This window comes from Pseudomonas kairouanensis (assembly GCF_004682055.1).
Lineage (GTDB): Bacteria > Pseudomonadota > Gammaproteobacteria > Pseudomonadales > Pseudomonadaceae > Aquipseudomonas > Aquipseudomonas kairouanensis.
Window position 1 is genome coordinate 12,363 of the sequence record NZ_QUZU01000016.1, and the last position, 22,214, is coordinate 34,576.

Here is a 22,214-nt window from a genome sequence, read left to right on the forward strand (position 1 = left end):
AGCCCCCGCCGTTGCCGATATTCAGCAAGTCACCCATTGCTTGAATCTAAGGAACGACCTCGTGCTCATCGTCTCCGGGCTTATCGTTGTACTGCTCTCCGTGTTCGGAGGCTTCGTCCTGTCCGGCGGCAGCCTTGGCCCGCTGTACCAACCCACCGAACTGCTGATGATCGCCGGCGCCGGTGTGGGGGCCTTTATCGCCGCCAATAACGGCAAGGCCATCCGCGCCACCCTCACTGCCATTTCGCGCTTCAAGCGCAGCGCCAAGTACGACAAAACCCTGTACCTGGAATTGATGGGCATGCTCTATGCCCTGCTCAGCAAGGCCCGTCGCGAAGGCATGCTGAGCCTGGAGCGGGATATCGACGATCCCACCCAAAGCCCGATTTTCACCCAATACCCGCGCCTGGTCAGCGACCCGCTGATCATCCTGTTTATCACCGATTACCTGCGCCTGCTGGTGAGCAGTGCCATGCAGGCCCATGAACTCGATGAACTGATGCTGCATGAAATTGAAGGCTTTGAGCACGAGGCAGGTTTGCCCTCCGATGCCCTCTATAAAGTCAGCGATGCTTTGCCCGCATTCGGCATCGTTGCGGCGGTGATGGGGGTGGTCAAGGCGTTGAGTGCGGTGAACGTGGGGCCGGACTTGATGGGCCAGATGATTGCCCACGCGCTGGTCGGCACCTTCCTTGGCATTTACCTGGCCTACGGCTTGGTGGCACCGCTGGCCAGTCGCATCGACCGCCAGGCCGCCGAGTCGGTGAAGATGCTGCAATGCATCCGCGTCACGCTCTTGGCCAGCGTGCAAGGCTTGCCGCCGCAACTGGCGGTGGAATTCGGTCGCAAGGCCCTGCACACCAGTGAACGCCCCGGCGCCCTGGAGTTGGAAACCTACGTACGTGGCAGCGGCGCATGAGCGACCGCCCGATCATCATCCGCCGCAAAAAAGCCGCCAAGCACGGCCACCACGGTGGTGCCTGGAAGATCGCCTTCGCCGACTTCATGACCGCGTTGATGGCGCTGTTTTTGGTGTTGTGGGTGCTGTCCAACGCCAGCAAAAACGACAAGGATGCGATTGCCGACTACTTCAGCACCCCGCTGCTGGCAGCCATGAGCAAAGGCGATCGCAACGCCAACAGCGCCAGCGCCATCCCCGGCGGCGGCCCGGACCCACGCACCACCGAAGGTGAAAAAACCCGCTACACACCGCGCCTGTCCGGCGAAGAGCGGCGCCACCTCGAATCCCTCAAGCAACGCCTGGACAACGCCGTGGACCACGACCCGCAGCTGCGCGAACTCAAGCAGCAGATCGCGATTGAACTGAGCCCCGAAGGCCTGCGCGTGCAACTGCTCGATACCGACAAGCGCCCGATGTTCGAACTGGGCAGCGCCAATGTGGCGCCTTACCTGCGCAAGCTGCTCAAGACCTTCGCCCCGGTGCTCAATGAGTTGCCCAACCGCATTCAAATCAGCGGGCACACCGACAGCCACCCCTACCCTGGCGGTGATGCGGGCTACAACAACTGGGATTTGTCTGCCGACCGCGCCAAGGCCTCGCGCCAGGAACTGGTGGCCGGCGGGTTGGACTCCGACAAGTTGCTGCGGGTGTCCGGCATGGCCGATCGTATTCGCTTCTACGGTGCCGGGCCGTATGACGCGGCCAACCGGCGCATCGAGATCATCGTGCTCGACAAGCGCGTGGCCGAGCGCATTTTGTCCCAGGAGGAATACGGCCCAGCGGAGCCATCTGCACAAGAACCATCTGCCCAATAACGCGGGATTTTGCCGGGTGTTTGCGCGATAGGTGAACAGGCCGTCTACGCACAATACCGGCCATGGCCGAGACCAGCAGAGAAGACAAGACCGAAGCGGCGACCCCGCGACGAATAGAGAAGGCCCGTGAAGAAGGCCAGGTCGCCCGTTCCCGCGAAATGAACACCTTCGTCATGCTGCTGGCCGGCATCGGCGGGCTGTGGCTGCTTGGCGGCCATCTGTATGACGAACTGGGCCAAGTAATGGAACAGGCGTTGCTGTTCGACCGCGCCCAACTGTTCGACACCGCACGCATGCTCAGCACCCTGTGGGTGTTGGCCCAGACCGCGCTGTTTGCCCTGGCGCCGTTTTTTGCCCTGATGGTGCTGGCCGCCCTCGCCGCACCGGCGTTGCTCGGCGGGCTGGTGATCACCCTCAAGGCCGTGCGCCCGCAGTTCTCGCGGGTCAACCCCATAAGCGGGTTGGCGCGGTTGTTCTCGGTGCAGGTGCTGGTGGAACTGGCCAAGGCCATCGCCAAGGCCAGCCTGATCGGCCTCGTCATCTATATGTTCCTGCGCAGCCATCTAGACCAATTGCTGACCCTGCCCCACATGCCCGCGCAAAAAGCCCTGGCCGCGATGATGAGCCTCACCGCCAGCGCCTGCGCCATGTGCGTGGCCTCGCTGATTATCGTGGTGGGCATGGACGTGCCCTACCAGCTGTGGACCTACGCCAAGAACCTGCGCATGTCCAAAGAGGAGCAACGCCAGGAACACAAGAATTCCGACGGCGACCCCCACGTAAAAGCCAAGATCCGCCAGGTACAACAGGCCCGCGCACGCCGTCGCATGATGAGCAAGGTGCCCAAGGCCGATGTGATCGTCACCAACCCCAGCCACTTTGCGGTGGCCTTGTCGTACCAGAAAGAAAAGAACGGTGCGCCCCGCGTGGTCGCCAAGGGCGCCGATGACGTGGCCCTGCGCATCCGCGAAATCGCCACCGAGCATCACTTGCCCATTCTTGAAGCCCCGCCCCTGGCGCGGGCCCTGTATTTCCACGTCGATCTGGACCGTGAGATCCCCATCGAGCTGTACACCGTGGTCGCCGAAGTGGTCGCTTGGGCCATCCGCCTCAAGCGCGTCGGCGAACAAGGCGGCGACCTGCCCCCCACCCCGGTCAATCTGAACGTACCGCCCGGCATGGACCAGCGTGGCCCGCGCAACCCGACACCTGAGGATGAACCGAACACATGAAAGGCATGACCGATTTATTCGGCCCCGACTCCTGGCTGGCCAACACCGACTTGAAGGTCATGACCGGCCCCGTGCTGATCGTGCTCATCTTGTCGATGATGATTTTGCCGCTGCCCACCTTCATCCTCGACCTGTTGTTCACCTTCAACATCGCCCTGGCAATCATGGTGTTGATGGTCAGCATGCTCACGCAAAAGCCCCTGGACTTCTCGGCGTTCCCCTCGGTGCTGCTGTTTACCACCTTGCTGCGCCTGTCGCTGAACGTGGCCTCCACACGGGTGATTTTAATGGAGGGCCATACCGGCCCGGACGCCGCCGGCAAGGTGATCGAGGCCTTCGGTGAGTTCCTGGTGGGCGGCAACTTTGCCGTGGGCCTGGCGCTGTTCCTGATTCTGGTGACCATCAACTTCATGGTGATCACCAAGGGTGCCGGGCGTATCGCCGAAGTGGGCGCGCGCTTCACCCTGGACTCGATGCCCGGCAAGCAAATGGCAATCGACGCCGACCTCAACGCTGGCCTGATCGGCGAACCCCAAGCCCGCCAGCGCCGCAAGGAAGTGGCCCAGGAAGCGGACTTTTTCGGCTCCATGGACGGCGCCAGCAAGTTCGTGCGCGGTGACGCCGTGGCAGGCTTGGTGATCATGGGCGTGTGCATCATCGGCGGCCTGGCCATCGGCATCCTGCAACACGGCATGGCGTTTTCGGACGCGGCGCACACCTACACCATGCTCACCATCGGCGATGGTTTGGTGGCGCAGATCCCTGGGCTGGTGATTTCGATTGCGGCCGGTGTGACCGTGTCCCGCGTCAACACAGAACAGGACGTGGGCCAGCAGATGATGGGCCAGCTGTTCAGCCGCCCCAAGGTGCTGATGATGACCGCCGGGGTCATGGGCCTGCTGGGCCTGGTGCCGGGCATGCCCAACCTGGTGTTTTTGCTGCTCACCGGGCTGTTGGCCGGGCTGGGCTGGTGGTTCTCCAAGCAGGAAGAACTTGAACCAGAGGGCTCGCCCACCCAAACCCTGCTGCCCAAATCCGCCTCCCAAGGCAGCGAAGCGTCCTGGGACGATGTGCAGTTGGTCGACACCCTCAGCCTGCGGGTCGGCCATCGGCTGATCCAACTGGTGGACGCGCGCCAGCAAGGCGAGCTGATCACGCGCATCAAGAGCCTGCGCAAGAAGTTCGCCCAGGACATGGGCTTTCTGCCGCCGGTGGTGCATGTGCGCGACAAGCTGGAGCTGGCCGCCAACACCTACATCATCAGCCTCAAGGGTGTGGAGATCGGCCGTGGCGAGGTGTTCCCCGGCAAGTGGCTGGCGATCAACCCCGGCAAAGTCACCCACGAACTGGAGGGCACCGCTGCGGTAGACCCGGCGTTCGGCCTGCCGGCGATCTGGATCGAACCCAACCTGCGCGAGCACGGGCAGATCTACGGCTACACCGTGGTCGATGCCAGCACCGTCACCGCCACCCACCTCAACCACCTGCTGCACCAGCACGCCAAAGACATGCTCGGGCGCGGCGAAGTGCAAAAGCTGCTGGACAAGCTCGGCCCCGACAGCAAGGGCCTGATCGATGAAGTGGTGCCCAAGCTGGTGTCGCTCACGGTGCTTCAGCGCGTGCTGCAAAACCTGCTGGAAGAGAACGTGTCGATCCGCGACATGCGCACCATCCTCGATGCCCTGGCCGAGCACGGTGGCGTGCAGCAACCGCCGGATGTACAGGAACTGACCGCCGTGGTGCGCATCGCTTTGGGCCGCTCCATCGTCAACCAGCTGTTTGGCAACAAGACCGAGCTGAAAGTGATCGGCCTGGATTTCAACCTCGAACAAGTGCTGATGCAGGCCGTCGGCAACGGCGGTGCACTGGAGCCAAGCCTGGCGGACAACCTGATGCAACAAACCACCCTGACCCTGCAACGTCAGGAACACAGCAGCGAGCCGCCGGTGCTGGTGGTGCCCAACAAGCTGCGACCGGTGTTGTCGCGCTTCCTGCGTCGGCGTTTGCGCCAGCTTACGGTGATCGCCCTGAGTGAAATCCCCGACGACCGCACCCTGCGCATGACTAACGTGATCGGAGGCAAACCCAAGTGAGTGCGCAACGCTTTATCGGCGCCAACAGCCGTGAGGCCATGAACCAAGTGCGGGCGGCCTTGGGTGAGGACGCGCTGATCTTGTCCAGCCGCATGACCGATGACGGTGTGGAGATCATGGCTCAGGGCGAAGACGCCCCAAGCCCCCCGCCACTGTTGGAATGGCTGCTGGAGGCGGGCTTCAGCACCGCATTCAGTCAAGAACTGCTCGGCCGTGGGCCCGCCCAATTGCCCGATGCCACGCCCGCCCGTCTAAAAGCCTGGCTGATGAACCGTCTCGACAGCCACTTGAACCAACTGACCCATGAAGCCGAGTTGTTCAAGGCGCCCACGGTGATCGCGCTGGTCGGCCCCACCGGTGTGGGCAAAACCACCACCACCGCCAAGCTGGCGGCGCGTTATGTAATGCGCCACGGCCCGGACAACGTGGCGCTGGTGACCACCGACAGCTTTCGGGTCGGCGCCCATGAACAACTGAATATCTATGCCGGGTTGCTCGGCGTCGACCTGCATGCCCTCGGGCCGCAGGCAACCCTGGCTCCGCTGTTGAACCAGCTGGCTGGCAAACGCCTGGTGATCATCGACACCGTGGGCATGAGCCAGCGCGATCAACGCCTGCTCAGCCATATCCAGCAACTGAGCGGTGTACGCCTGATGCTGGTGCTCAACGCCGCCAGCCACGGCGACACCCTGGACGAAGTGGTGCACACCTACCGCGAGGCCGCCCACGCCGCTGGTTGCCGGCTGGACGACTGCATCATCAGCAAGTGCGACGAAGCGGCGCGCTTGGGGCCGGTGCTGGAGACGGTGATGCGTCACGGGCTGCGCCTGAACTATCTGTCGGTGGGCCAGCAAGTGCCGGAGGATTTGCAACTGCCGGGCAATTCAACGGTGTTGCAGCAGGCTGTGGATATCTCACGCCCGTCGCGGTTTGCAGCGGCGCCGGGCAAGGTGACACGCCCACATCTGGATGCCCTGGTGCGCGGTCTGCTGGGGCAACGCAAGGCGGTGTTCGCGCTGCGCGACAGCCTGATCACCCACGTCGAGGGCTTTGCCTTATTGGCGCAGGTCTGGCCGTTGATGGCCCAGCCGCAGGCGTGTTGGGATGGCTTTCTCAACGAGCCACCAACCCCGTTGTCCGCAACATGGGTCACCCCAGCCAAGGCGGGCCAGCGGGCTGTGTATAACACTGAGCGCCACCCGCTGGGCACCCTCGCCAAACAGGCCAAAATTTTTAGCGTACGCGAACTGCGCTACCGCAACCGACACGCACGGATAAGCCTGAGCCACTTGCCGGTGACGTTCAAAGGCGCCGCCGTGCGTGCCTGGTTCGCCACCCTGCAAGACAGCCACAGCGGCCAACACCTGGGCCAACGCTATTGGCTGGTCGAAGAACAGCACGAACTGAATGAACAAGGCGCCGAACTGCTGCACCAGGTGCAACAGGACGAACTGGCCAGCCTGACCGCACGCGGCTCAACCCTGTTGCTCGACCTGCACCCGCACCTGCACACCGAACCGCGCCACTACCTAGCCGCAGGCCTCGCCGCCAGCGCCGTCCGCCTGACCCAGGCCCGCGAGGACTGGGCGTTCCAGGCGCGAGCACAACTGCTGGGGCTGCTGCCGAAAAAACCACGTGGGCATGCCGGGGACATTCTTGAGGGTTTGTTGCACTTGTCCGCCGTGGTCGGCAGCTTCGAGCATGCATGACCAGGCGGCGGGGTTGCGTCAGTGGGCCCAAACCAATCGTCGTACGTTGATGCTACTGGGCTCTGAGCAGGAAGCTGTTCTGGCCCATATGGCGCTGGAGCGTTGGCACCGGCAAGGCCAACGCTGGGTCGGTGACCCGACTCGTTGGCGCGTGCAGGCTGTGGATAAATATCACAGTGATCTGGCGCAGTCGCGCTGGGGGATTTGGCTGGGCAGTGACCTCGATGCGTTTCGGCGGGCGTTCAACACCTTGAGTGTGTTACGTGACAGTGGCGGGCCGACGCAGGTGTTGGCGCTACATGCAGGCTTGCCCCGAGAAGGCCTGCTCAACAATCTGCACGAAGCCGCCCAGCGCTACCTGGCCATGCGCTTACTCCTGATCAATGAGCCTCCCCTGTAGGAGCGAGCTTGCTCGCGAAGAACGCACAGGCACCGCGTCACCCAGGAAGCACGCATCATCGTTAACGACTTTCGCGAGCAAGCTCGCTCCTACGGCGGCTTAAGCGGCGAATACCTTGTGTGGTGCACAGCTGTTCCGCGCTTAAGCCCCCCACCCCAACAGTAATAATCCCGTGGATTTTCTGTCTTTCGCAGGCGCGCACCATGTATACGGCACAGGGCAAGATTAACCAGCAAGAAGTGCTGCAGCAGTACCTCCCCATGGTCCGGCGCCAGGCACTGGGGTTGAAGACCCGGCTGCCCGCCAATATCGAGTTGGACGACTTGATCCAGGCCGGCAGCATCGGCCTGCTCGATGCCATGACCCGCTATGACTTGAGCGTCGGCGCCACCTTCGCCACCTTTGCCTCGCAACGTATTCGCGGCGCGATGATCGATGAGCTGCGCACCCGCGACTGGGTGCCGCGCAGTGTGCGACGCAATGCGCGGGCGGTGGAAGATGCCATGCACCGCGTGGAGCAAAGCCTGGGCCGCCCGGCCAAGGAACGCGAAGTCGCCTCGGCCATGGGCCTCACACTCACCGAATACCAAAAGGTGCTGGACGACACCAACGGCAGCCAGATGCTGCCCTTCGACGACATCGACGAAGAACATAGCGAAGGTTCCAGCTCACGCCTGCAAACCCCGTTCGCCGAACTGCTCAACGACCGTAACCGCGCCAACCTCACCCGCGCCATCGACGCCCTGCCCGCACGGGAGCGGTTGCTGCTTGCGTTGTGTCATCACGAAAAGCTCAACCTGCGGGAGATTGGCGTGGTGCTGGAAGTGAGTGAGTCGCGGGTGTGTCAGTTGCATGCTCAGGCGATTGCCAGGTTGCAGGTGAGCATGAGGGACTGACCCACCCCCTTCCAACTATCAATGAAGATCAAATGTGGGAGGGGGCTTGCTCCCGATAGCAGTGGATCAGCCAATACATGTGTGACTGATACACCGCTATCGGGAGCAAGCCCCCTCCCACATTTTTACCTGCATTTCAATCAGGCGTCGGCGTAGGCCACCTCATTGAAACTCGCCACCAGCCAGGTGAGCTCTTCTCGCGGCAAATGATCAAGCGGCCGCACATCAAACCGCGCCATCCGCCCCACAAACTCCGTGGGCGTCACCAGCCGCTCCACCACATGGTAATGCGGCCGGTCCACATAGTCGTCAAACAGCACGATCATCGGCTTGGTCGCCCGCAGGTACGCCGTCACAAAGCACGCAATGCGAAAACGCCCATCGATCAGAATCACATCCGGCTGTTCGAAGTACGGCTCATCCCAGACCTTGAGCGGATAAGTGTGAAAGCGCTTCCACTGCCGGGCATTTTTAGGTCGCGCCCATTTGCCGGTTTCGCCTACGTCGATGGGGTAGATGCGCGGCTTTGAGGGCAGCGTGGCGTTGGCGATCCAGCCTTGCATATCCTCGGCCCAGCGGGCGTCGTTCTCTACCGAAATCACGGTTTTGCCTGGCATGTTCGCCGCCAGCAACGTGGAACCGCCGCTGCCGTATTCGAGGATCACCGAGGCCTGGGTATAGAGGCCTTTCACGTAGGCGGCGACTTCGGCCGGGAACGTGACCTGGGGCTCTTGCATCGGTGCGCGGGGCAGCTCTGCCGGTTGCGGGTTGTCCCGGTATTTGACGTATTGCGCGGCCAGCTCCGGGTCAATGGCACTCAACAATTCGCTCGCCACATCATGGGCGCCGTAGGCGGTGTGCAACAGGAACGCGAGTTTCAGGCGCTGGTTATCCGACAGCGTGGCCATGCGCGAGGCGTCCGGCAAAAACAGCGCATCGGCGCACACCAAGTGCGAGGCGTTGGCCTGGTTCTGCAGGTTATTCAAGCGGTAGAAACTGAACCCCCGCCGCGCCAGGCAGCGGCTGATCAAGCCCACATCGGCCTGGTGGTCGTGGGTCGGTGTGAAGTTGACCCGCGCCTGCACCAGCAGCGTATCGGCCAGGGCGCGCTGGCCGTGTTCGACCACCGCCAGGCTGTCGTTGAGGTTGTCCAACAACAGCCAATCCACCGGCGGCAGGCCGTTGATGGCATCGAGCTTGAGGGTGGGCAACGGCAACTTCGTGAGTACGCCAGACGCCGACAGCGGCGCCAAGGTGGCGCTCATCGCAGGGTCGAGGCAGGCGTAAAGCGTGGCCGGTTGACCACTGCCCAGCGCCGCATGGGGGTAGTAATGCAGCTCGCCAAGCTGGGCCAATTGCCGGGCGTTATCGATACGGCTGGCGGGGTCGAAGGCGACGGTTGAGAACGCGGCGGTTTTTTGCAGGGCCACGAACTGCGCGGAGGCGATCAGCGTGCCGCCGTGGTCCAGGGTCACCACTTTGCCCTGGAACTTGAAGCTGAAGTCGGGGGCTTGGGCTGGCGCCTCGGGGTGTTGCAGGTCAACCGGGCGGGCCTCGCCGTCGAAACGCGCCTGCCCTTGGGCATCCAGGCTCAACGGCGCCGCCGACTTGCCTTCGCAATAACGCTGCCAGATCGCCCGCATGGCGCTGGCGAAGTGGTTGGCAAAGCGTTGGCTGTCGCACACCGGCGAGTTCATCAGCACGTCGCGCAGATGGCCGCGAATACGCTTGAGACTCTCCAGGTCACTGGCCAATTCGATCACGCGCTGCTGATAGTGCTCCCAGCTGTTGACCACCAACTCCGGCAACCCGGCGTTGACCAGGTGCGTGGCCGAGTGGCGCCCAGCAAAGGTCGGGCCGGGGAAGGTCACCACCGGCACGCCCATCAGCAGCGCTTCGCAAGTGGTAAGGCCACCGGAATACGGCCAAGGGTCCAGGGCGATATCGATGCGGTTGTAGGTTTCCAGCAGGCTCTTGTGGCCCACCGGCCCCTCAATCAACACGCGCTCCTCGGCAACACCGTGGGCAGCCATCACGCTGTGCACATGGGCGCGCAACTCGCTGTTGCCGAACGCGCCGCCCTTGAGCAGCAGACGCGAGGTGGGCGTGGCCCGCATCAACTCGGCCCAGCGCGCCAGCAGCACATCGTTGACCTTGGTCGGGTTGTTGAAGCAGCCGTAGGTAACGTACCCGTTGGCCAACGCCGGCAGCGGGCGGATGTCTGGGGTGTAGGGCGGTGGGTCGTAGCAGATGTAGTCGTCGGGCAGGCGGATAAGTTTTTCGGTGTAGTACGGGTCTTCACCTTCCGGGGATTCGATGCGGTCGGTGAGCAGGTAGTCGATAGCATCCAGGCCCGTGGTATTGATCAACCCGCCGACCCATTTGACCAACAACGGCGCAGGTTGCAGGGCCATGGCGCCCATGCGGTTGCCAGCGTTGTGGCCGCACAGGTCGATGAGGATATCGATGCGGTCATCGCGCACGCGCTGGGCCAGCGCGGGGTCATCCATGTGCTTGATGCCCAGCCACTGGTGCGTCACGGCCTGGATGCGTCGGGTCAGGTGGTCGCACACTTGGCTGGTGCTGTAGGCGAACAACTCGAATTGATGACGCGGCAGTTTTTCCAACACGCCGACGATCATATTGCCCACCGGGTGCTGGCGCAGCCCATCGGACACCAGGCCGATGCGCAGGCGGCGGTTTGGGGTGCGGTCCTTGATGTCGGGACGAGGCGGTACGGATTTGGGGCCGAAACGCGACTGCCACTCCTTGCAGACGCCGAAGATATAGTCGCGACTGCGCTCGGGGTCGTAGTGCAGCGAGGTCAGGCGGTTGGAATACGGCAGCACGTCCTTGCGCTTGGCCAGGGCCACGGCCTTTTGGTAGTAGGTGTCGGCCGTGGCCAGTTGGCCGATGTCTTTATAGAGGTTGGCCGCGTTGTTCCAATGGCTGTAGTCGCCGGGTTCGCGCTCAATGAGTAGATCGAACACCGCGATGGCTTCGCTGTGACGCTCCAGGCGGTTGAGGATCAAGCCCTTGCGCGACAGCATGCGGCCGTTATTGGGTGCCATCTCCAGCGCTCGTTCAATGTGCGGCAAAGCTTTGGCGAACTGGCCCTTCTCGAAATAGAGCGTGGCCAAGCGGTGCTGGCCGGCGACGAAATCTTCATTGATACGCAGCGCCTTGAGCACCAGCTCCAGGGCACGGTCCGCCTGGCCGAGTTTTTGCGCAGCCTTGGCCACCAACTCCAACGCCTCAGGCTCATCGGGCAACAGGCGCAACGCCTGCTCGAAACTGCACAGCGCTCGCTCGGGTTCAGCGTGCAATTGCAGGTTGCCCAGGTCTTTCCACACTTGCGGGTCGTTGGGGCGCTGTTCGCTGAGGCGTCGCAGTTGGGCGAGGGTTGGCGTATTTCGATGGGAACTAGGACGTAGGGGCTTGGGCATCAAAGGGCAGCCTTGTGGGTGAGTGCCTTGGTGTAGGAGCGAGCTTGCTCGCGAAAAACGCACAGGCACCGCGCTTATCCAGGATGCACGCGTAATCGTTGAGGTTTTTCGCGAGCAAGCTCGCTCCTACAGTGGCCTTGTGGGATGACCCAATGCTAGCGCGCCAACCCCGTCGTCAAAGCCCGGATAAGCCCGCCCCAGCAGGGTGATTACCGGCGTTTGCATGCACAAAAAAAGGGGCTCAGCGTACGCTGGCCCCTTCGTGCTACGTGCCGGGTGTTATTGCAGCAGCGACAGCATTTGTTGCGGCATGGAGTTGGCTTGGGCCAGTACCGAGGTACCTGCTTGTTGCAGGATCTGGGCGCTCGTCATGGCCGATACTTCGGTGGCGTAGTCCACGTCCTGGATACCGGAACGGGCAGACGTCAGGTTAGTGGTGGTGGTGGAGATGTTGGTGATCGCCGAGTCGAAACGGTTTTGCACCGCACCCAGGTCCGAACGCATGGAGTCCACGGTGTTCAGGGCGTTGTCCAGGGTGGTCAGGGTGCTGGTGGATTTCTTGGTCACCGCGTTGTCGGTGTCGATGCTGATGCTGGCCGTGGTGGTGGTGCCATCGGTGGTGGTGGTCACTTCCGCCGCGTAGGTCTTGCCGCCCACGGTCAGGAAGTAGTTGCCTTTGGCGTCGGAGGACAGGGTGCCGCCGCTGATGGTGGTGCCGGATTTGTCGACGTAGCTGGTGTTGGTGGAGGTGATGGCGGTGCCCGAGGAATCCGACAGGGTGGTGGCGGTCAGGGTGGTGTCGTAGCCGTTCACGTTGAAGCTGCTCAGGCCCAGGGTATCGGCGTTGATTTCGCTGAGTTTGATGTCGATGGTTTCGCCATCGTTGGCGCCGACCTGGATGGTGATGGTCTGGTCTTTGGACAGCACGTCCACGCCGTTGAACGCGGTTTGCGAGGAGATACGGTCGATCTCGTCCAGACGCTGGGTGATCTCGTCCTGGATCGACTGCAAGTCGGACTGGGAGTTGGTGCCGTTGGCCGCTTGTACCGACAGCTCACGGATGCGCTGCAAGTTGTCGTTCACCTGGTCCAGCGCGCCTTCGGTGGTCTGCGCCAGGGAGATGCCGTCGCTGGCGTTGCTGCTGGCTTGTTCCAGGCCGGTGATCTGGGAGGTCATGCGGTTGGCAATGGCCTGGCCTGCGGCGTCGTCGGAAGCGCTGTTGATTTTCAGGCCCGAGGACAGGCGCTCGATCGAGGTGCTCAGGCTGCTCTCCGAGGAGTTCAGGTTTTGCTGGGCAATCATGGACGTGATGTTGGTATTGATAACTGACATGGTGCAGTTCCTTTCGTGGGTGAGCCGCTTGGGACAGGTTAGAGGCCCGTCGCCGGTGCATCCGGCGCCGTTGCCGTACAGACAAAGCGAACATCGGCGATTGGATCTGCCGTCTTTAGGCAGCCCCTGAAAAAATTTCTGCAGCCACCGGATTTCACCTAGAAAAGTGCCTGTATTAGCCGATTTGAATCCGCACTCGCCGCGCTATAAAGCCTGCCTTGGCCCATAACCGGAGTGCTGCATGAACCCCTCAACCCTGATCGGCATGCTTGCCAGCCTGCTACTGCTGGCCGTGTTGCTGGTGTTCAGCGCGCAACAACCGGGCTTGTTCGTCGACCTGCCCGCGTTGGGCATTGTGGTGGTGGGTACCTTTGCCGCGACCTTCATCAGCTACCCGCTGCGCGAAGTGCTGCGCATTTTCAGCCTGATCAAGACCGTGGTGCGCCACGAGCGCGAATACACCCAGGAAGACATCGACGAGCTGGTGAGCATCTCGCGCCTGTGGATCGATGGCGACTTGCGAGCCGTGGAAGAAGTGCTCGACCGCGTGAAAAACCCGTTCCTGCGCTCCGGTGTGCAATTGGTGATCGACAAGACGCCGCTGGACGACATCCTCGATTTGCTGCAATGGCGCATCGCACGGCTGCGAGCCAAGGAACATGCCGAGGCCCAGCTGTTTCGCGTAATGGCCAGCTACGCCCCGGCGTTCGGCATGCTTGGCACCCTGGTGGGGTTGGTGAACCTGATGTTCGTGCTGGGCGACGGCGACATGGTGACCATCGGCCGGCAAATGGCGGTGGGCCTGATGACCACGCTGTACGGCGTGCTGCTGGCCAACCTTTTGTGCAAACCGGTGGCGGTGAAACTGGAGCGCCGCACCGAACAGCGGGTGGTGGTGATGAACATGGTGCTGCAAGGCGTGGCGATGATGGCCAACAAACGCAGCCCTGGGTTGATGCGCGAGACGCTTAAATCCTTTGTCGCCCATTACCAGAACGAGCTGCGGGACGGGCCGGTGCATGCGCCACTGCGCCTGAGTTGGAAAGCCCGAACGTGAGGCCTGTTTCGCGGATCCAGGCGGCTGCGATTGCCAGCGGCATCCCGCCGGTAGAGGACGCGTCGGGTGAGGCCTGGATGATGACCTACCTGGACATGATGACGTTGTTGCTGGTGGTGACCATGGCCATGCTGGCGTTGGCGGGCAAAGGCCACGCACGCACCCAGCACAGTAGCGAGTTCAGTGTGCCGCCGGTGTTTACCGCCAAAAGCCTGACCTCGGTGGAAGCGCCTGGCGCCTTGCTGTTGGTGCCACAACCGCCTGCGCCTGAGCCCGTCGCTACCCCGGAGCCTGAACCTATCGCGGTCGTTGAACCCGAACCACCAAAACCCACCACACAAGACCTGCTCAACGAACTGCCCCTGGATCAGTTGGGCAATGACATCGAAGTGGTCACCAACGACAGCAGCGTGAGCTTTCGCATCAGTAGCGAGATTCTGTTCCCCTCTGGCCAGTCCAACCTCAACCTCGGCGGCCTGGCGGTGCTGCGCAAACTGGTGCCGGTATTGGGCAGCGTGCCGCACAAACTGATCGTCGCCGGGCATACCGACACCCAAGACATTCGCAGTGCGCGCTTCCCCTCCAACTGGGAACTCTCCGGCGCCCGCGCTGGCAGCGTGGTGCGTTATCTGCAAGCCAATGGCATCCAGCCCGAGCGCCTGGCGGCGATTGGTTATGCGGACACCCGGCCGCTGGCGGACAACGGGACGGTTGAAGGCCGCGCGCGCAATCGGCGCGTGGAGTTGATATTGGAGCGCTGATGAGCGGGGTTGTGTTTAGCGCGCCAGAACAGTGATCATCGCCCTCCCCCTGACTGTTGAGGAACCGAAACCATGGAATTGACGCTGGAAGCTGTGGCGCTTTTTGCACTGAAGCTGGTGCACGAGGTGGACGGCGGCAGTCCGGTGTTGCGCGACGACCCGGTGATGGTGGGGTATGACCGCGAGGCGTTTGGGTTGTTGGTGCGCCAGGGGGATTTGGCTGGGGTTTTGGTCAAGGTGGATGAGTGTGTGCAGCAGGCGCTGCTAGCCGTGGGTGGGGCGGATACCGTGTTGGGGCGGGAACTGCAAAGGTTAGCCGTTGAGGTGCAGAAGGTTAATCAGTTGCCTGAGTTGCCTGCGCCGTTAACCCGCCTTAAGGATTATTTGAAAGACATCCAGTGAGTCGGTGATCAGCATCGCGGCCAGGTACACCATCAACATCGCCACGCCTGCGTCCAGCCAACGCCACACCACTGGCGCACGAAATAGCCGAGTTAATCGCTGACACCCCAAGGTCAAGAATACGAACCACAGCAGCGAGGCGGTCATGGCGCCTGTCGCAAAGAAGGCCTGTTGGTTTAACGGCTTGGCGGCGCCGATAGAACCGATCAACACCACAGTGTCGAGCCAGGCGTAGGGGTTGGCGAACCCCAGCACCACCGCCGTACGCAATAGCCCGCGTGGCGAGTCGACGCCTTGAGTGTCCGGCATCGACTGGTCCCGCAGGCAGGCCAAGAGACGTTGGGCGCCAAACCAGAGCAAGTACGCCGCACCAAAGATCAGCAAGAGCGCAACCAAGGTTGGGCGGCTTTCCAGCAGCGAGCCTAAACCGCTGACGCCCAGGGCGATCAACAGGATATCGGCGAACACACAGACGGCGACCACACGCCAGATGGGACCGCGGCTGACACCTTGGCGGATGACCAAGGTGTCTTTGGGGCCGGGGGCGGCGAATAGGCCGAGGCCCAGCACCAGACCTTCGGTGAAATAAGGCGTCATGGCGACTCTTCAAGGCAGATGTAAAGGAATGCAACACACGCCGGATTCGCAAGCCTGCGGCAAACGACGACACTGGCGGCGGTTTGCAGTGTGCATCACCCGCTAACCGTGGCGGCGTGCGGGGTGTCCTTTTTGACGAACAAGGTGGTCCATGAACATCAGTCTCAGGGCGCTGATCGCCCGACGCAGCCGCGAACTGGGTAAATCCATGACCGAGTTGGCCAAGGAATCCGGCATATCCCGAACCTACCTCTACGGCCTGGCAGGCGGCGTCTCTCAGGACCCTTCGGTGCGCACCTTGATCAAACTGGCCAAGGCACTTCAGGTTTCCCCGCTGCTGCTATTTCGCTACTTCGCCGACCTGGCGGGCGCGCCTATTGATGCTTACTCAACGGCAACCACCAACCGCGCCATCGGCCTGCAGAACCGCAGCGACATAGCCGTCTTCAATGCTGACGTCACCACCCCCGACCAAACCGTGGTGCTACCCGGCGAAACTTTTGAAAAGACCTGGGAGATCCAAAACCTCGGCACACACCCTTGGCGTGGTCGCCGGTTGGTGCGGGTCGACGGTGAATACGTCATCGCCCGCCGCAACGACGCAGGCGCCCCGCTGGAAGTGGTGATGGACAGCCACCTGCGCAGCCTCACCCACGAAATCCCCATCGCGCAAACCCTGCCCGGCCAGCCGGTGCACCTCACGGTGACCTTCGCCGCGCCCAAGGAAACCTGCACCGTGATGTCCATTTGGCGGATCGAAGATGAACACGGCCAGCCCTGCTATGGGCCGGCGTTTATCCTGCATGTGATCGTCAACGTCATGGCACGCTGAGTAGCCTCAGCGCCGCCCCTCCACCGCCATCCGCACCGCCAACCCCATCAACACCGAGCCCATCAGCCAACGCTGCACCACCTGCCAACCGGGCCGGGTGACGAAGAACACCGCGATGGAACCCGCCATGGTGGCAATCGCCGCGTTCACGCTCACGCTGATGAAAATCTGGGTAAAGCCCAGCACCAACGATTGCGTCAGCACACTGCCGTGGCCGTTGGGGTCGATGAACTGGGGCAGCAACGACAAATACATCACCGCCACCTTGGGATTCAGCAGGTTGGTCACAAGGCCCATGGTGAACAGCTTGCGCGGGCTGTCCTTAGGCAAGTCCCGTACCTGGAACGGCGAACGCCCACCCGGCCGGATCGCCTGCCAGGCCATATACGCCAAGTACAACGCACCGCCAAACCGCAGCGCGTCATAGGCAAACGGCACCGCCATCACCAACGCGGTGATCCCCAAAGCCGCGCACAGCATATAAACCAAAAACCCCAACGCCACGCCGCCCAGGGAAATCAAACCGGCGGTGCGCCCTTGGCAGATCGAGCGGGAAATCAGGTAAATCATATTCGGGCCGGGGGTGAGCACCATGCCGAGGGAAATCAGCGCATAGGCAAGCCAGCTGGACAGTTCAGGCATGGTTCGGCTCCGTTGGTTGAAACATCTGGCCAAGGTTGTAAGGTGGGCCGTCATGGTAGGGCGTTCAAAATGCCCGCGTTAGATACAGATCCGCGAGCAAAACGGCATACACCCACGAGGCAGGCACATGATCGACTTCAACAACAAAGGCTTCTTCAAACTCAAGCAAAACAACGAATACGCCGAACGCGTCACCGCCCTGCTGCTGGACGGCGAAACCGTGATCGACGCGTATAAATCCATGCGCGACGGGGTGGTGTTTACCAACAAGCGCATCATCGCGGTGAACGTGCAGGGGATTACCGGCAGCAAGAAGGACTTCACGTCGTTGCCGTACAAAAACATCGTGGCGTATTCGGTGGAGACGTCCGGGACGTTTGACCTGGATTCAGAGCTGGAGATTTACTTTTCGTCGTTGGGGAAGGTGAAGTTTGAATTTACGGGGAAGACGTCGATTGTTGAGATTTCGCGGTTGATTTCCAAGCACCTGCTGGGCTGATCGGCGGGCAAAAAAAGACCTTGGCGTACCAAGGTCTTTTTTACTGCTTACACGATTCAACTGATGCACTGGCTCAAAATGTGGGAGGGGCGGTGCGACGATTCGACTTGCCCCCGATGACGGCCTCCCCCACACCATCAACCTTCAGCCTTACACCCCACCCTCTTCAGCAACCCCATTCGGCAACATCCCCTTCGCCAAATCATCCACCACCGCCTTGGCCATCTCCCCCAAATAATGCGCAGCCCAGGCATAGCGGTCGGCGCTCTTGTCCATCGCAGCATCCATTGCCAGCAGTTTTGAACAGTGGAGAAGCTCAGAGGCATGCTCCAGCGCATCGCGGATGGGCACGCCGGAGTTGACGCGGAAAAGGTGGTGCAGCGCAGGCTGAGTGCCGCAGGTGGAGAAGGTGATGACGCCGAGGGTTTTGTTTGGGGGTGGGTTGATCATTGGGCACCTCCGGGCTGAGCGGGGGTGTTGATGCCAGGGTTACGAAGGGACGACCTATCAGAAACGCTCATTGCTTTAGCTCCTAATGTAGTGAGCTGCCACGTTCGTTTCTCATGCGAATGGGTGGCAGCTATGCGCGGGCTGAGAAACCGGGACAATAGGAACCCGGCAGACCCGAAGGTCTCCCACGCATAGCCGCCATGACACAGACAATGCGGGCACAAAAAAGCGCCAACAGTCTAATGGATGGTGGCGCCTATGCGCCTATTGTTTCTCGGATTCTCAAGTCCGGTCCCCCATTGAGGTGACGGGAAAAAGGTAGCGGGAAAGGTTCAAAGCAGAAAGCAGCCATTTGTAGCAAGACTTTTCCCGCCTAACCCATGCTGACTCTCAGGAAAATTACTTACCTGTCGTGTTTTGAGCTTTACATCGCCATTGCTTTGCCCTTAGCCTCTAGAATTGATACAAGCTTAGGACGAGCCATTATGTATCCTCCAAAATTTCTAAAGTTCGCAAAACCTACATTTAGTAGTGGACAGCGCAACATAAATATCGCGAAAGCCTATGGCTCACGAGATGCGTATACCAAATTAATCCCAGAAAGCCGGTAACATGAATTTAACATCGATACAGATTTTTTCGAATATAGGTATAGGCAAAAAATGTCAGAGCGCTTAAGCAGCCTACTTCTAGATGAATTGTTTTCGGTGGATTGGAATCAGCCGAAAATGCAACACATTGACGACTTAAAACTAACAATGGGCTCGCACTTAGGCCTTGTACGAAAACGAAATGAAGACAGAGTTGCTTCTGCAAAAATAAGAGCCGCGAATGGTCAAACTTATTTCGCAGGGATTGTTTGCGACGGCGTTGGCGGATCTGAATTCGGCGACATAGCGGCTAGCATTGCTATAGCTACTTTTTTCTCAGAGTTAGCTCGCACCAAGGTTGCAATATCCACATACGATCTAACCCCCCACTTACTAAGAAAAATGGATGACGCGGTAAGAGCAGAACTTAAGGGCAAAGGCACTACCACTGCTAGTGTTATTTTAGCGTCGTCAAATCGCGAGTTTGTTTCTGCGAACATAGGCGATAGTAGAATTTATTCGCATGGCAATGGACCAACAGACTTCAAGCAGCTTAGTACAGACGACACTCTTGAAAACGAACTAAAACGGCTTTCAATAGGTGATGCATCTGCGCTTAACGCGAAGGGGTTACTCGGCAGCCTATCGCAAGCTTTAGGCGAAAGCAGTCGCTCATCGAAAGACTTAAAAGTTCGAGCCCAAAACAACAACCCAAAAGTACCGGGGCTTCTGCTCGCGTCGGACGGCGCATGGAAAGTTGATTCAATCGGTTTCGACTCAATAATTGCAAACTCCAAATCAGGACTTGACTCTGCAAAAAGGGTAATCGCTTTTTCCAATTGGGTAGGTGGCGTTGACAACACATCAATACTAATAATAGAAGACTGTCAACTAATAATGGACACCTGCCAAAAAGATGCACACTCCGCGACGGGGGACGTAAAAATCACTGCATGGTTTGGTGAGACCAAACTGATAATATGCGAGCAAACTATTTTCACATCATCAAGCATGGAAAAAAACAAAGTCGCCAACGACGCACAGCAAAAAACAAAGCCAAAAAGGTCGTCACCCAGAAATAAGAAAGAAGCCTCCACAACAAAAGAACAAATAAAACCTGAACAATTTAAGCTTGAATCGATGCAAAGTAGCCGTTCTCGAGCCGAGCGGCCTAAAGCTGAAATATCGGTAGATTCCACGCAACCTGAAGACTAACCACATTGAAACGGAATTCATAATGTTACCTCCCCGCTACAACCCTATATCCGCTAGTATTATGCCTGGCGGATTCGGCACGGCCGAATCGGTACATGATAGCTATCTCGATAGAGTTGTCATTTACAAGTCAATGAAAGACGAAAAAAACAACAAACAATTAACAAACGAAATACGACTACTTTCACACGCCCGATCGAGACATATTGTTGAGATTTATGACGTAATCATAGATAAAGACGGCCTAACACAAGGCATTATTATAGAGAAACTGACCGGCCAAAGCTTTCACAACTTCTACAAAGAAGCCAAAAACTCACCAAAACTCTTTCTACTTTATCTATATCAAATTGCGACAGCCCTTGCTGATCTACATGAATCGAACATAATTCACCGCGACCTAAAACTTGACAACTTTAAAGAATCCGAATCGGGAATACTAAAACTTTTTGACTTTGGCATCTCCGTTGACAGCGAAACGTATAAAACTCGCGAAAACAGAGGAACACTAGTTTACGCCGCACCCGAACTATTCCTTGACAATGTCACGATCACAAAAGAGATGGACATATACGCCTTAGGTGTCTGTGCATGGGCACTTTGCTCTCAAGAAATGCCAAAAGAACTGCATGAACTTCCTCCACAAACTAGTTCGAGTGCTCCCTCTATAATGACGATACTAGGCGGACTAATAGACAAAAAAGTAATCACCCTAATAGATAATTGTTTGTCTCCAGAGCCGTCATCCAGACCAAAATCTCGCGAAATTAGCAACGCTCTTGCAAACTACCTTGTTCAGGGCCAGCACAAAGGTATTTTTGTACATGGCTCGGCAAACATATACGAACTATCCAATAAAAACCAAAATGTAAACATAAATCTCAAGGGCCTAGGCGGGATAAAAATAATTTATGACGGGCTTGACTTCATAATAGACGACGTAACTGGAAACGTCTCAATAAACAATAAAAGCGCTACAATTGGCTCTATTCTACCGGCGTCTTGTGTATTGGCATTTGGCGCTGAAGAGCTTGGCTATGGCAGGGAATGGATAACGTTCTCCTCCTCACAACCGGAAGTAGTGATATGAGCAAACATAGGTTTAAAAAAGGTGACCTGCTAGCCAATCGATATGAAATAAAATCATTCCATGCTGCTGGCGGCATGCAGGAAGTTTATTTAGCCCATGATAAAACATTAAGCAGAGACGTCGCGCTCAAAACACCTAAACCAGGGATTACAGATCGACGGTTTCGAAGAGGCGCAGAAATGGGGGCCCGTGTAAAACACTCCAACGTTGCCGCAACATTTGATTACTTCGAAAATGAAGAAATAACTTTCCTTGTTGAAGAATTTATTTCCGGGCAAGATCTTGGCAAAAGATTAGAAAGCGACTTTACATTCATGGACCCTTATCTAGCAGCACGAACTTTACATCACATCTCAAAAGCCTTGTACGAAGCCCACAAAGTAAACATATGCCACCGAGACCTTAAACCAAGCAATATAATGACATCCAATGATATCGGACTTCAAAATATAAAGCTGACAGACTTCGGCATTGCCAAACTTGCAGAAACCGAAATTGCTATTGAGATGGAGTTATTTGATAAAGACAACTCTACACTTACATCGTCAAATACTCTTCTTGGTGCGGTCCCCTACATGTCTCCAGAGTGTTGGACTGACTGGAAAGGTGCTGGTCAGCCCATGGATATTTGGGCATTTGGTTGTATCGCCTATCATCTTCTTGCAGGTGAACCACCTTTTGGGGAAGGCCGTTTAGCAATTATGAATGTCGCTAGGCTATTCCATTCAAAACCTAACCTTCAAAAACCAAAGTGGTATGGTCGCCACCCATCTACCGCACCACTAGAAAATGACCTTTGGAATATAATATGTGAGTGCATACAAGTTGACCCACTGGAGCGCCCGTCAGCAGAAAAGCTGTTACAACTGTGTAACGAACTATGCTATTCACTCACACCAAGACGAATGGGTACGGTACAGCAATTCCCCGGAAGATATAAAAATGGAAATGCGGGAAACTTTGGATTTATTAATGACAAAGACATTTCTAAAAGTTGGTTCTTCCATGGCACAGAAGTTTTCGGGGCTGAAAAAATCAAAACTGGCGACACAGTTTGCTTTAGTATCTTCCCAGGACGCCCCAACGATAGATGCTCCCCAATACTGGTATTAAAACAAAAAACCCAATAGGCAATATTAATTAAAGGACCACAAGATTAAACTTGTGGTCCAAACACCACATATCATTTACAAAT

20 protein-coding genes are annotated in these 22,214 nt (G+C 58.6%); 15 read left to right on the plus strand and 5 right to left on the minus strand.

Annotated features, from left to right (window positions below; genetic code table 11):
• Positions 1 to 61 precede the first annotated feature (61 nt).
• The 7 genes from motA to DYL59_RS14580 all read left to right on the plus strand — a co-directional run bounded on the left by motA (position 62) and on the right by DYL59_RS14580 (position 8,106).
• Positions 62 to 919, plus strand: coding sequence for a flagellar motor stator protein MotA (gene motA, locus DYL59_RS14550; protein ID WP_135289824.1), 858 nt, complete (start codon positions 62 to 64; stop codon positions 917 to 919).
• On the plus strand, positions 916 to 1,776 hold the full coding sequence (motB, locus tag DYL59_RS14555) for a flagellar motor protein MotB (protein WP_135289825.1): 861 nt from the start codon (positions 916 to 918) through the stop codon (positions 1,774 to 1,776). The genes motA and motB overlap by 4 nt, the downstream gene beginning before the upstream one ends.
• A 62-nt stretch (positions 1,777 to 1,838) precedes the next feature.
• Complete coding sequence (gene flhB, locus DYL59_RS14560) at positions 1,839 to 3,008, plus strand: flagellar biosynthesis protein FlhB (RefSeq protein ID WP_135289826.1); 1,170 nt, start codon at positions 1,839 to 1,841, stop codon at positions 3,006 to 3,008.
• Positions 3,005 to 5,101, plus strand: coding sequence for a flagellar biosynthesis protein FlhA (gene flhA / locus DYL59_RS14565; RefSeq protein WP_135289827.1), 2,097 nt, complete (start codon positions 3,005 to 3,007; stop codon positions 5,099 to 5,101). Before flhB ends, flhA begins: the two co-directional genes overlap by 4 nt.
• Positions 5,098 to 6,810 (plus strand): flagellar biosynthesis protein FlhF, encoded by a 1,713-nt coding sequence (locus tag DYL59_RS14570; RefSeq protein WP_135289828.1) that lies wholly within the window; start codon positions 5,098 to 5,100, stop codon positions 6,808 to 6,810. Before flhA ends, DYL59_RS14570 begins: the two co-directional genes overlap by 4 nt.
• A complete protein-coding gene (locus tag DYL59_RS14575; protein ID WP_135289829.1) occupies positions 6,803 to 7,210 on the plus strand; it encodes a hypothetical protein in 408 nt (135 codons plus the stop codon). The genes DYL59_RS14570 and DYL59_RS14575 overlap by 8 nt, the downstream gene beginning before the upstream one ends.
• A gap of 203 nt (positions 7,211 to 7,413) precedes the next feature.
• The gene (locus DYL59_RS14580; protein WP_122512439.1) at positions 7,414 to 8,106 is read left to right on the plus strand and encodes an RNA polymerase sigma factor FliA; all 693 of its coding nucleotides are present in this window, start codon (positions 7,414 to 7,416) and stop codon (positions 8,104 to 8,106) included.
• A gap of 140 nt (positions 8,107 to 8,246) precedes the next feature.
• Here DYL59_RS14580 and DYL59_RS14585 read toward each other — a convergent pair whose 3' ends face one another.
• The gene (locus DYL59_RS14585; protein ID WP_135289830.1) at positions 8,247 to 11,552 is read right to left on the minus strand and encodes an O-linked N-acetylglucosamine transferase, SPINDLY family protein; all 3,306 of its coding nucleotides are present in this window, start codon (positions 11,550 to 11,552) and stop codon (positions 8,247 to 8,249) included.
• A gap of 279 nt (positions 11,553 to 11,831) precedes the next feature.
• Positions 11,832 to 12,884: a flagellin N-terminal helical domain-containing protein gene (locus tag DYL59_RS14590; RefSeq protein WP_135289831.1), complete on the minus strand. Its 1,053-nt coding sequence runs from the start codon at positions 12,882 to 12,884 to the stop codon at positions 11,832 to 11,834.
• Between the two features lie 241 nt (positions 12,885 to 13,125).
• Between DYL59_RS14590 and DYL59_RS14595 the strand changes: the two genes are divergently transcribed.
• The 3 genes from DYL59_RS14595 to DYL59_RS14605 all read left to right on the plus strand — a co-directional run bounded on the left by DYL59_RS14595 (position 13,126) and on the right by DYL59_RS14605 (position 15,104).
• Positions 13,126 to 13,941, plus strand: a complete 816-nt coding sequence (locus DYL59_RS14595) for a motility protein A (protein ID WP_135289832.1) — start codon at positions 13,126 to 13,128, stop codon at positions 13,939 to 13,941.
• Complete coding sequence (locus tag DYL59_RS14600) at positions 13,938 to 14,702, plus strand: OmpA/MotB family protein (protein WP_135289833.1); 765 nt, start codon at positions 13,938 to 13,940, stop codon at positions 14,700 to 14,702. Before DYL59_RS14595 ends, DYL59_RS14600 begins: the two co-directional genes overlap by 4 nt.
• Positions 14,703 to 14,774: 72 nt before the next feature.
• Complete coding sequence (locus tag DYL59_RS14605; RefSeq protein ID WP_135289834.1) at positions 14,775 to 15,104, plus strand: hypothetical protein; 330 nt, start codon at positions 14,775 to 14,777, stop codon at positions 15,102 to 15,104.
• On the opposite strand, the gene DYL59_RS14610 is transcribed toward DYL59_RS14605, so the two are convergent.
• A complete protein-coding gene (locus tag DYL59_RS14610; protein ID WP_135289835.1) occupies positions 15,066 to 15,701 on the minus strand; it encodes a LysE/ArgO family amino acid transporter in 636 nt (211 codons plus the stop codon). The two genes, DYL59_RS14605 and DYL59_RS14610, sit on opposite strands and share 39 nt — an antisense overlap.
• Positions 15,702 to 15,852: 151 nt before the next feature.
• On the opposite strand from DYL59_RS14610, the gene DYL59_RS14615 reads away from it, so the two are divergent.
• Positions 15,853 to 16,533, plus strand: coding sequence for an NBR1-Ig-like domain-containing protein (locus DYL59_RS14615; RefSeq protein ID WP_135289836.1), 681 nt, complete (start codon positions 15,853 to 15,855; stop codon positions 16,531 to 16,533).
• 6 nt (positions 16,534 to 16,539) lie between these two features.
• Here DYL59_RS14615 and DYL59_RS14620 read toward each other — a convergent pair whose 3' ends face one another.
• On the minus strand, positions 16,540 to 17,175 hold the full coding sequence (locus DYL59_RS14620) for a LysE family translocator (RefSeq protein ID WP_135289837.1): 636 nt from the start codon (positions 17,173 to 17,175) through the stop codon (positions 16,540 to 16,542).
• Between the two features lie 127 nt (positions 17,176 to 17,302).
• On the opposite strand from DYL59_RS14620, the gene DYL59_RS14625 reads away from it, so the two are divergent.
• A complete protein-coding gene (locus DYL59_RS14625; RefSeq protein ID WP_135289838.1) occupies positions 17,303 to 17,674 on the plus strand; it encodes a PH domain-containing protein in 372 nt (123 codons plus the stop codon).
• A 150-nt stretch (positions 17,675 to 17,824) separates the two neighbouring features.
• Here the strand turns inward: DYL59_RS14625 and DYL59_RS14630 are convergent, their stop codons facing one another.
• On the minus strand, positions 17,825 to 18,124 hold the full coding sequence (locus tag DYL59_RS14630) for a DUF3077 domain-containing protein (RefSeq protein WP_135289839.1): 300 nt from the start codon (positions 18,122 to 18,124) through the stop codon (positions 17,825 to 17,827).
• A 662-nt stretch (positions 18,125 to 18,786) separates the two neighbouring features.
• On the opposite strand from DYL59_RS14630, the gene DYL59_RS14635 reads away from it, so the two are divergent.
• From DYL59_RS14635 to DYL59_RS14645, 3 genes are read left to right on the plus strand one after another with little or no spacing between them, the layout of a single operon-like run.
• A complete protein-coding gene (locus tag DYL59_RS14635) occupies positions 18,787 to 19,929 on the plus strand; it encodes a PP2C family protein-serine/threonine phosphatase (protein ID WP_135289840.1) in 1,143 nt (380 codons plus the stop codon).
• Between the two features lie 22 nt (positions 19,930 to 19,951).
• Positions 19,952 to 21,019, plus strand: a complete 1,068-nt coding sequence (locus DYL59_RS14640; protein ID WP_135289841.1) for a protein kinase domain-containing protein — start codon at positions 19,952 to 19,954, stop codon at positions 21,017 to 21,019.
• Complete coding sequence (locus tag DYL59_RS14645) at positions 21,016 to 22,149, plus strand: protein kinase domain-containing protein (protein ID WP_135289911.1); 1,134 nt, start codon at positions 21,016 to 21,018, stop codon at positions 22,147 to 22,149. Before DYL59_RS14640 ends, DYL59_RS14645 begins: the two co-directional genes overlap by 4 nt.
• The last annotated feature ends 65 nt before the right edge of the window (positions 22,150 to 22,214 follow it).

Excerpts from the sequence above, each read along its gene's own strand:
- DYL59_RS14610 (WP_135289835.1), bottom strand. The coding sequence starts at position 15,701 with ATGACGCCTTATTTCACCGAAGGTCTGGTGCTGGGCCTCGGCCTATTC.
- DYL59_RS14580 (WP_122512439.1), top strand. The coding sequence starts at position 7,414 with ATGTATACGGCACAGGGCAAGATTAACCAGCAAGAAGTGCTGCAGCAG.
- DYL59_RS14640 (WP_135289841.1), top strand. The coding sequence starts at position 19,952 with ATGTTACCTCCCCGCTACAACCCTATATCCGCTAGTATTATGCCTGGC.
- DYL59_RS14590 (WP_135289831.1), bottom strand. The coding sequence starts at position 12,884 with ATGTCAGTTATCAATACCAACATCACGTCCATGATTGCCCAGCAAAAC.
- DYL59_RS14625 (WP_135289838.1), top strand. The coding sequence starts at position 17,303 with ATGATCGACTTCAACAACAAAGGCTTCTTCAAACTCAAGCAAAACAAC.
- DYL59_RS14575 (WP_135289829.1), top strand. The coding sequence starts at position 6,803 with ATGCATGACCAGGCGGCGGGGTTGCGTCAGTGGGCCCAAACCAATCGT.
- DYL59_RS14645 (WP_135289911.1), top strand. The coding sequence starts at position 21,016 with ATGAGCAAACATAGGTTTAAAAAAGGTGACCTGCTAGCCAATCGATAT.
- flhB (WP_135289826.1), top strand. The coding sequence starts at position 1,839 with ATGGCCGAGACCAGCAGAGAAGACAAGACCGAAGCGGCGACCCCGCGA.
- DYL59_RS14620 (WP_135289837.1), bottom strand. The coding sequence starts at position 17,175 with ATGCCTGAACTGTCCAGCTGGCTTGCCTATGCGCTGATTTCCCTCGGC.
- DYL59_RS14585 (WP_135289830.1), bottom strand. The coding sequence starts at position 11,552 with ATGCCCAAGCCCCTACGTCCTAGTTCCCATCGAAATACGCCAACCCTC.
- DYL59_RS14635 (WP_135289840.1), top strand. The coding sequence starts at position 18,787 with ATGTCAGAGCGCTTAAGCAGCCTACTTCTAGATGAATTGTTTTCGGTG.
- DYL59_RS14615 (WP_135289836.1), top strand. The coding sequence starts at position 15,853 with ATGAACATCAGTCTCAGGGCGCTGATCGCCCGACGCAGCCGCGAACTG.
- DYL59_RS14630 (WP_135289839.1), bottom strand. The coding sequence starts at position 18,124 with ATGATCAACCCACCCCCAAACAAAACCCTCGGCGTCATCACCTTCTCC.
- flhA (WP_135289827.1), top strand. The coding sequence starts at position 3,005 with ATGAAAGGCATGACCGATTTATTCGGCCCCGACTCCTGGCTGGCCAAC.
- DYL59_RS14605 (WP_135289834.1), top strand. The coding sequence starts at position 14,775 with ATGGAATTGACGCTGGAAGCTGTGGCGCTTTTTGCACTGAAGCTGGTG.
- DYL59_RS14595 (WP_135289832.1), top strand. The coding sequence starts at position 13,126 with ATGAACCCCTCAACCCTGATCGGCATGCTTGCCAGCCTGCTACTGCTG.
- motB (WP_135289825.1), top strand. The coding sequence starts at position 916 with ATGAGCGACCGCCCGATCATCATCCGCCGCAAAAAAGCCGCCAAGCAC.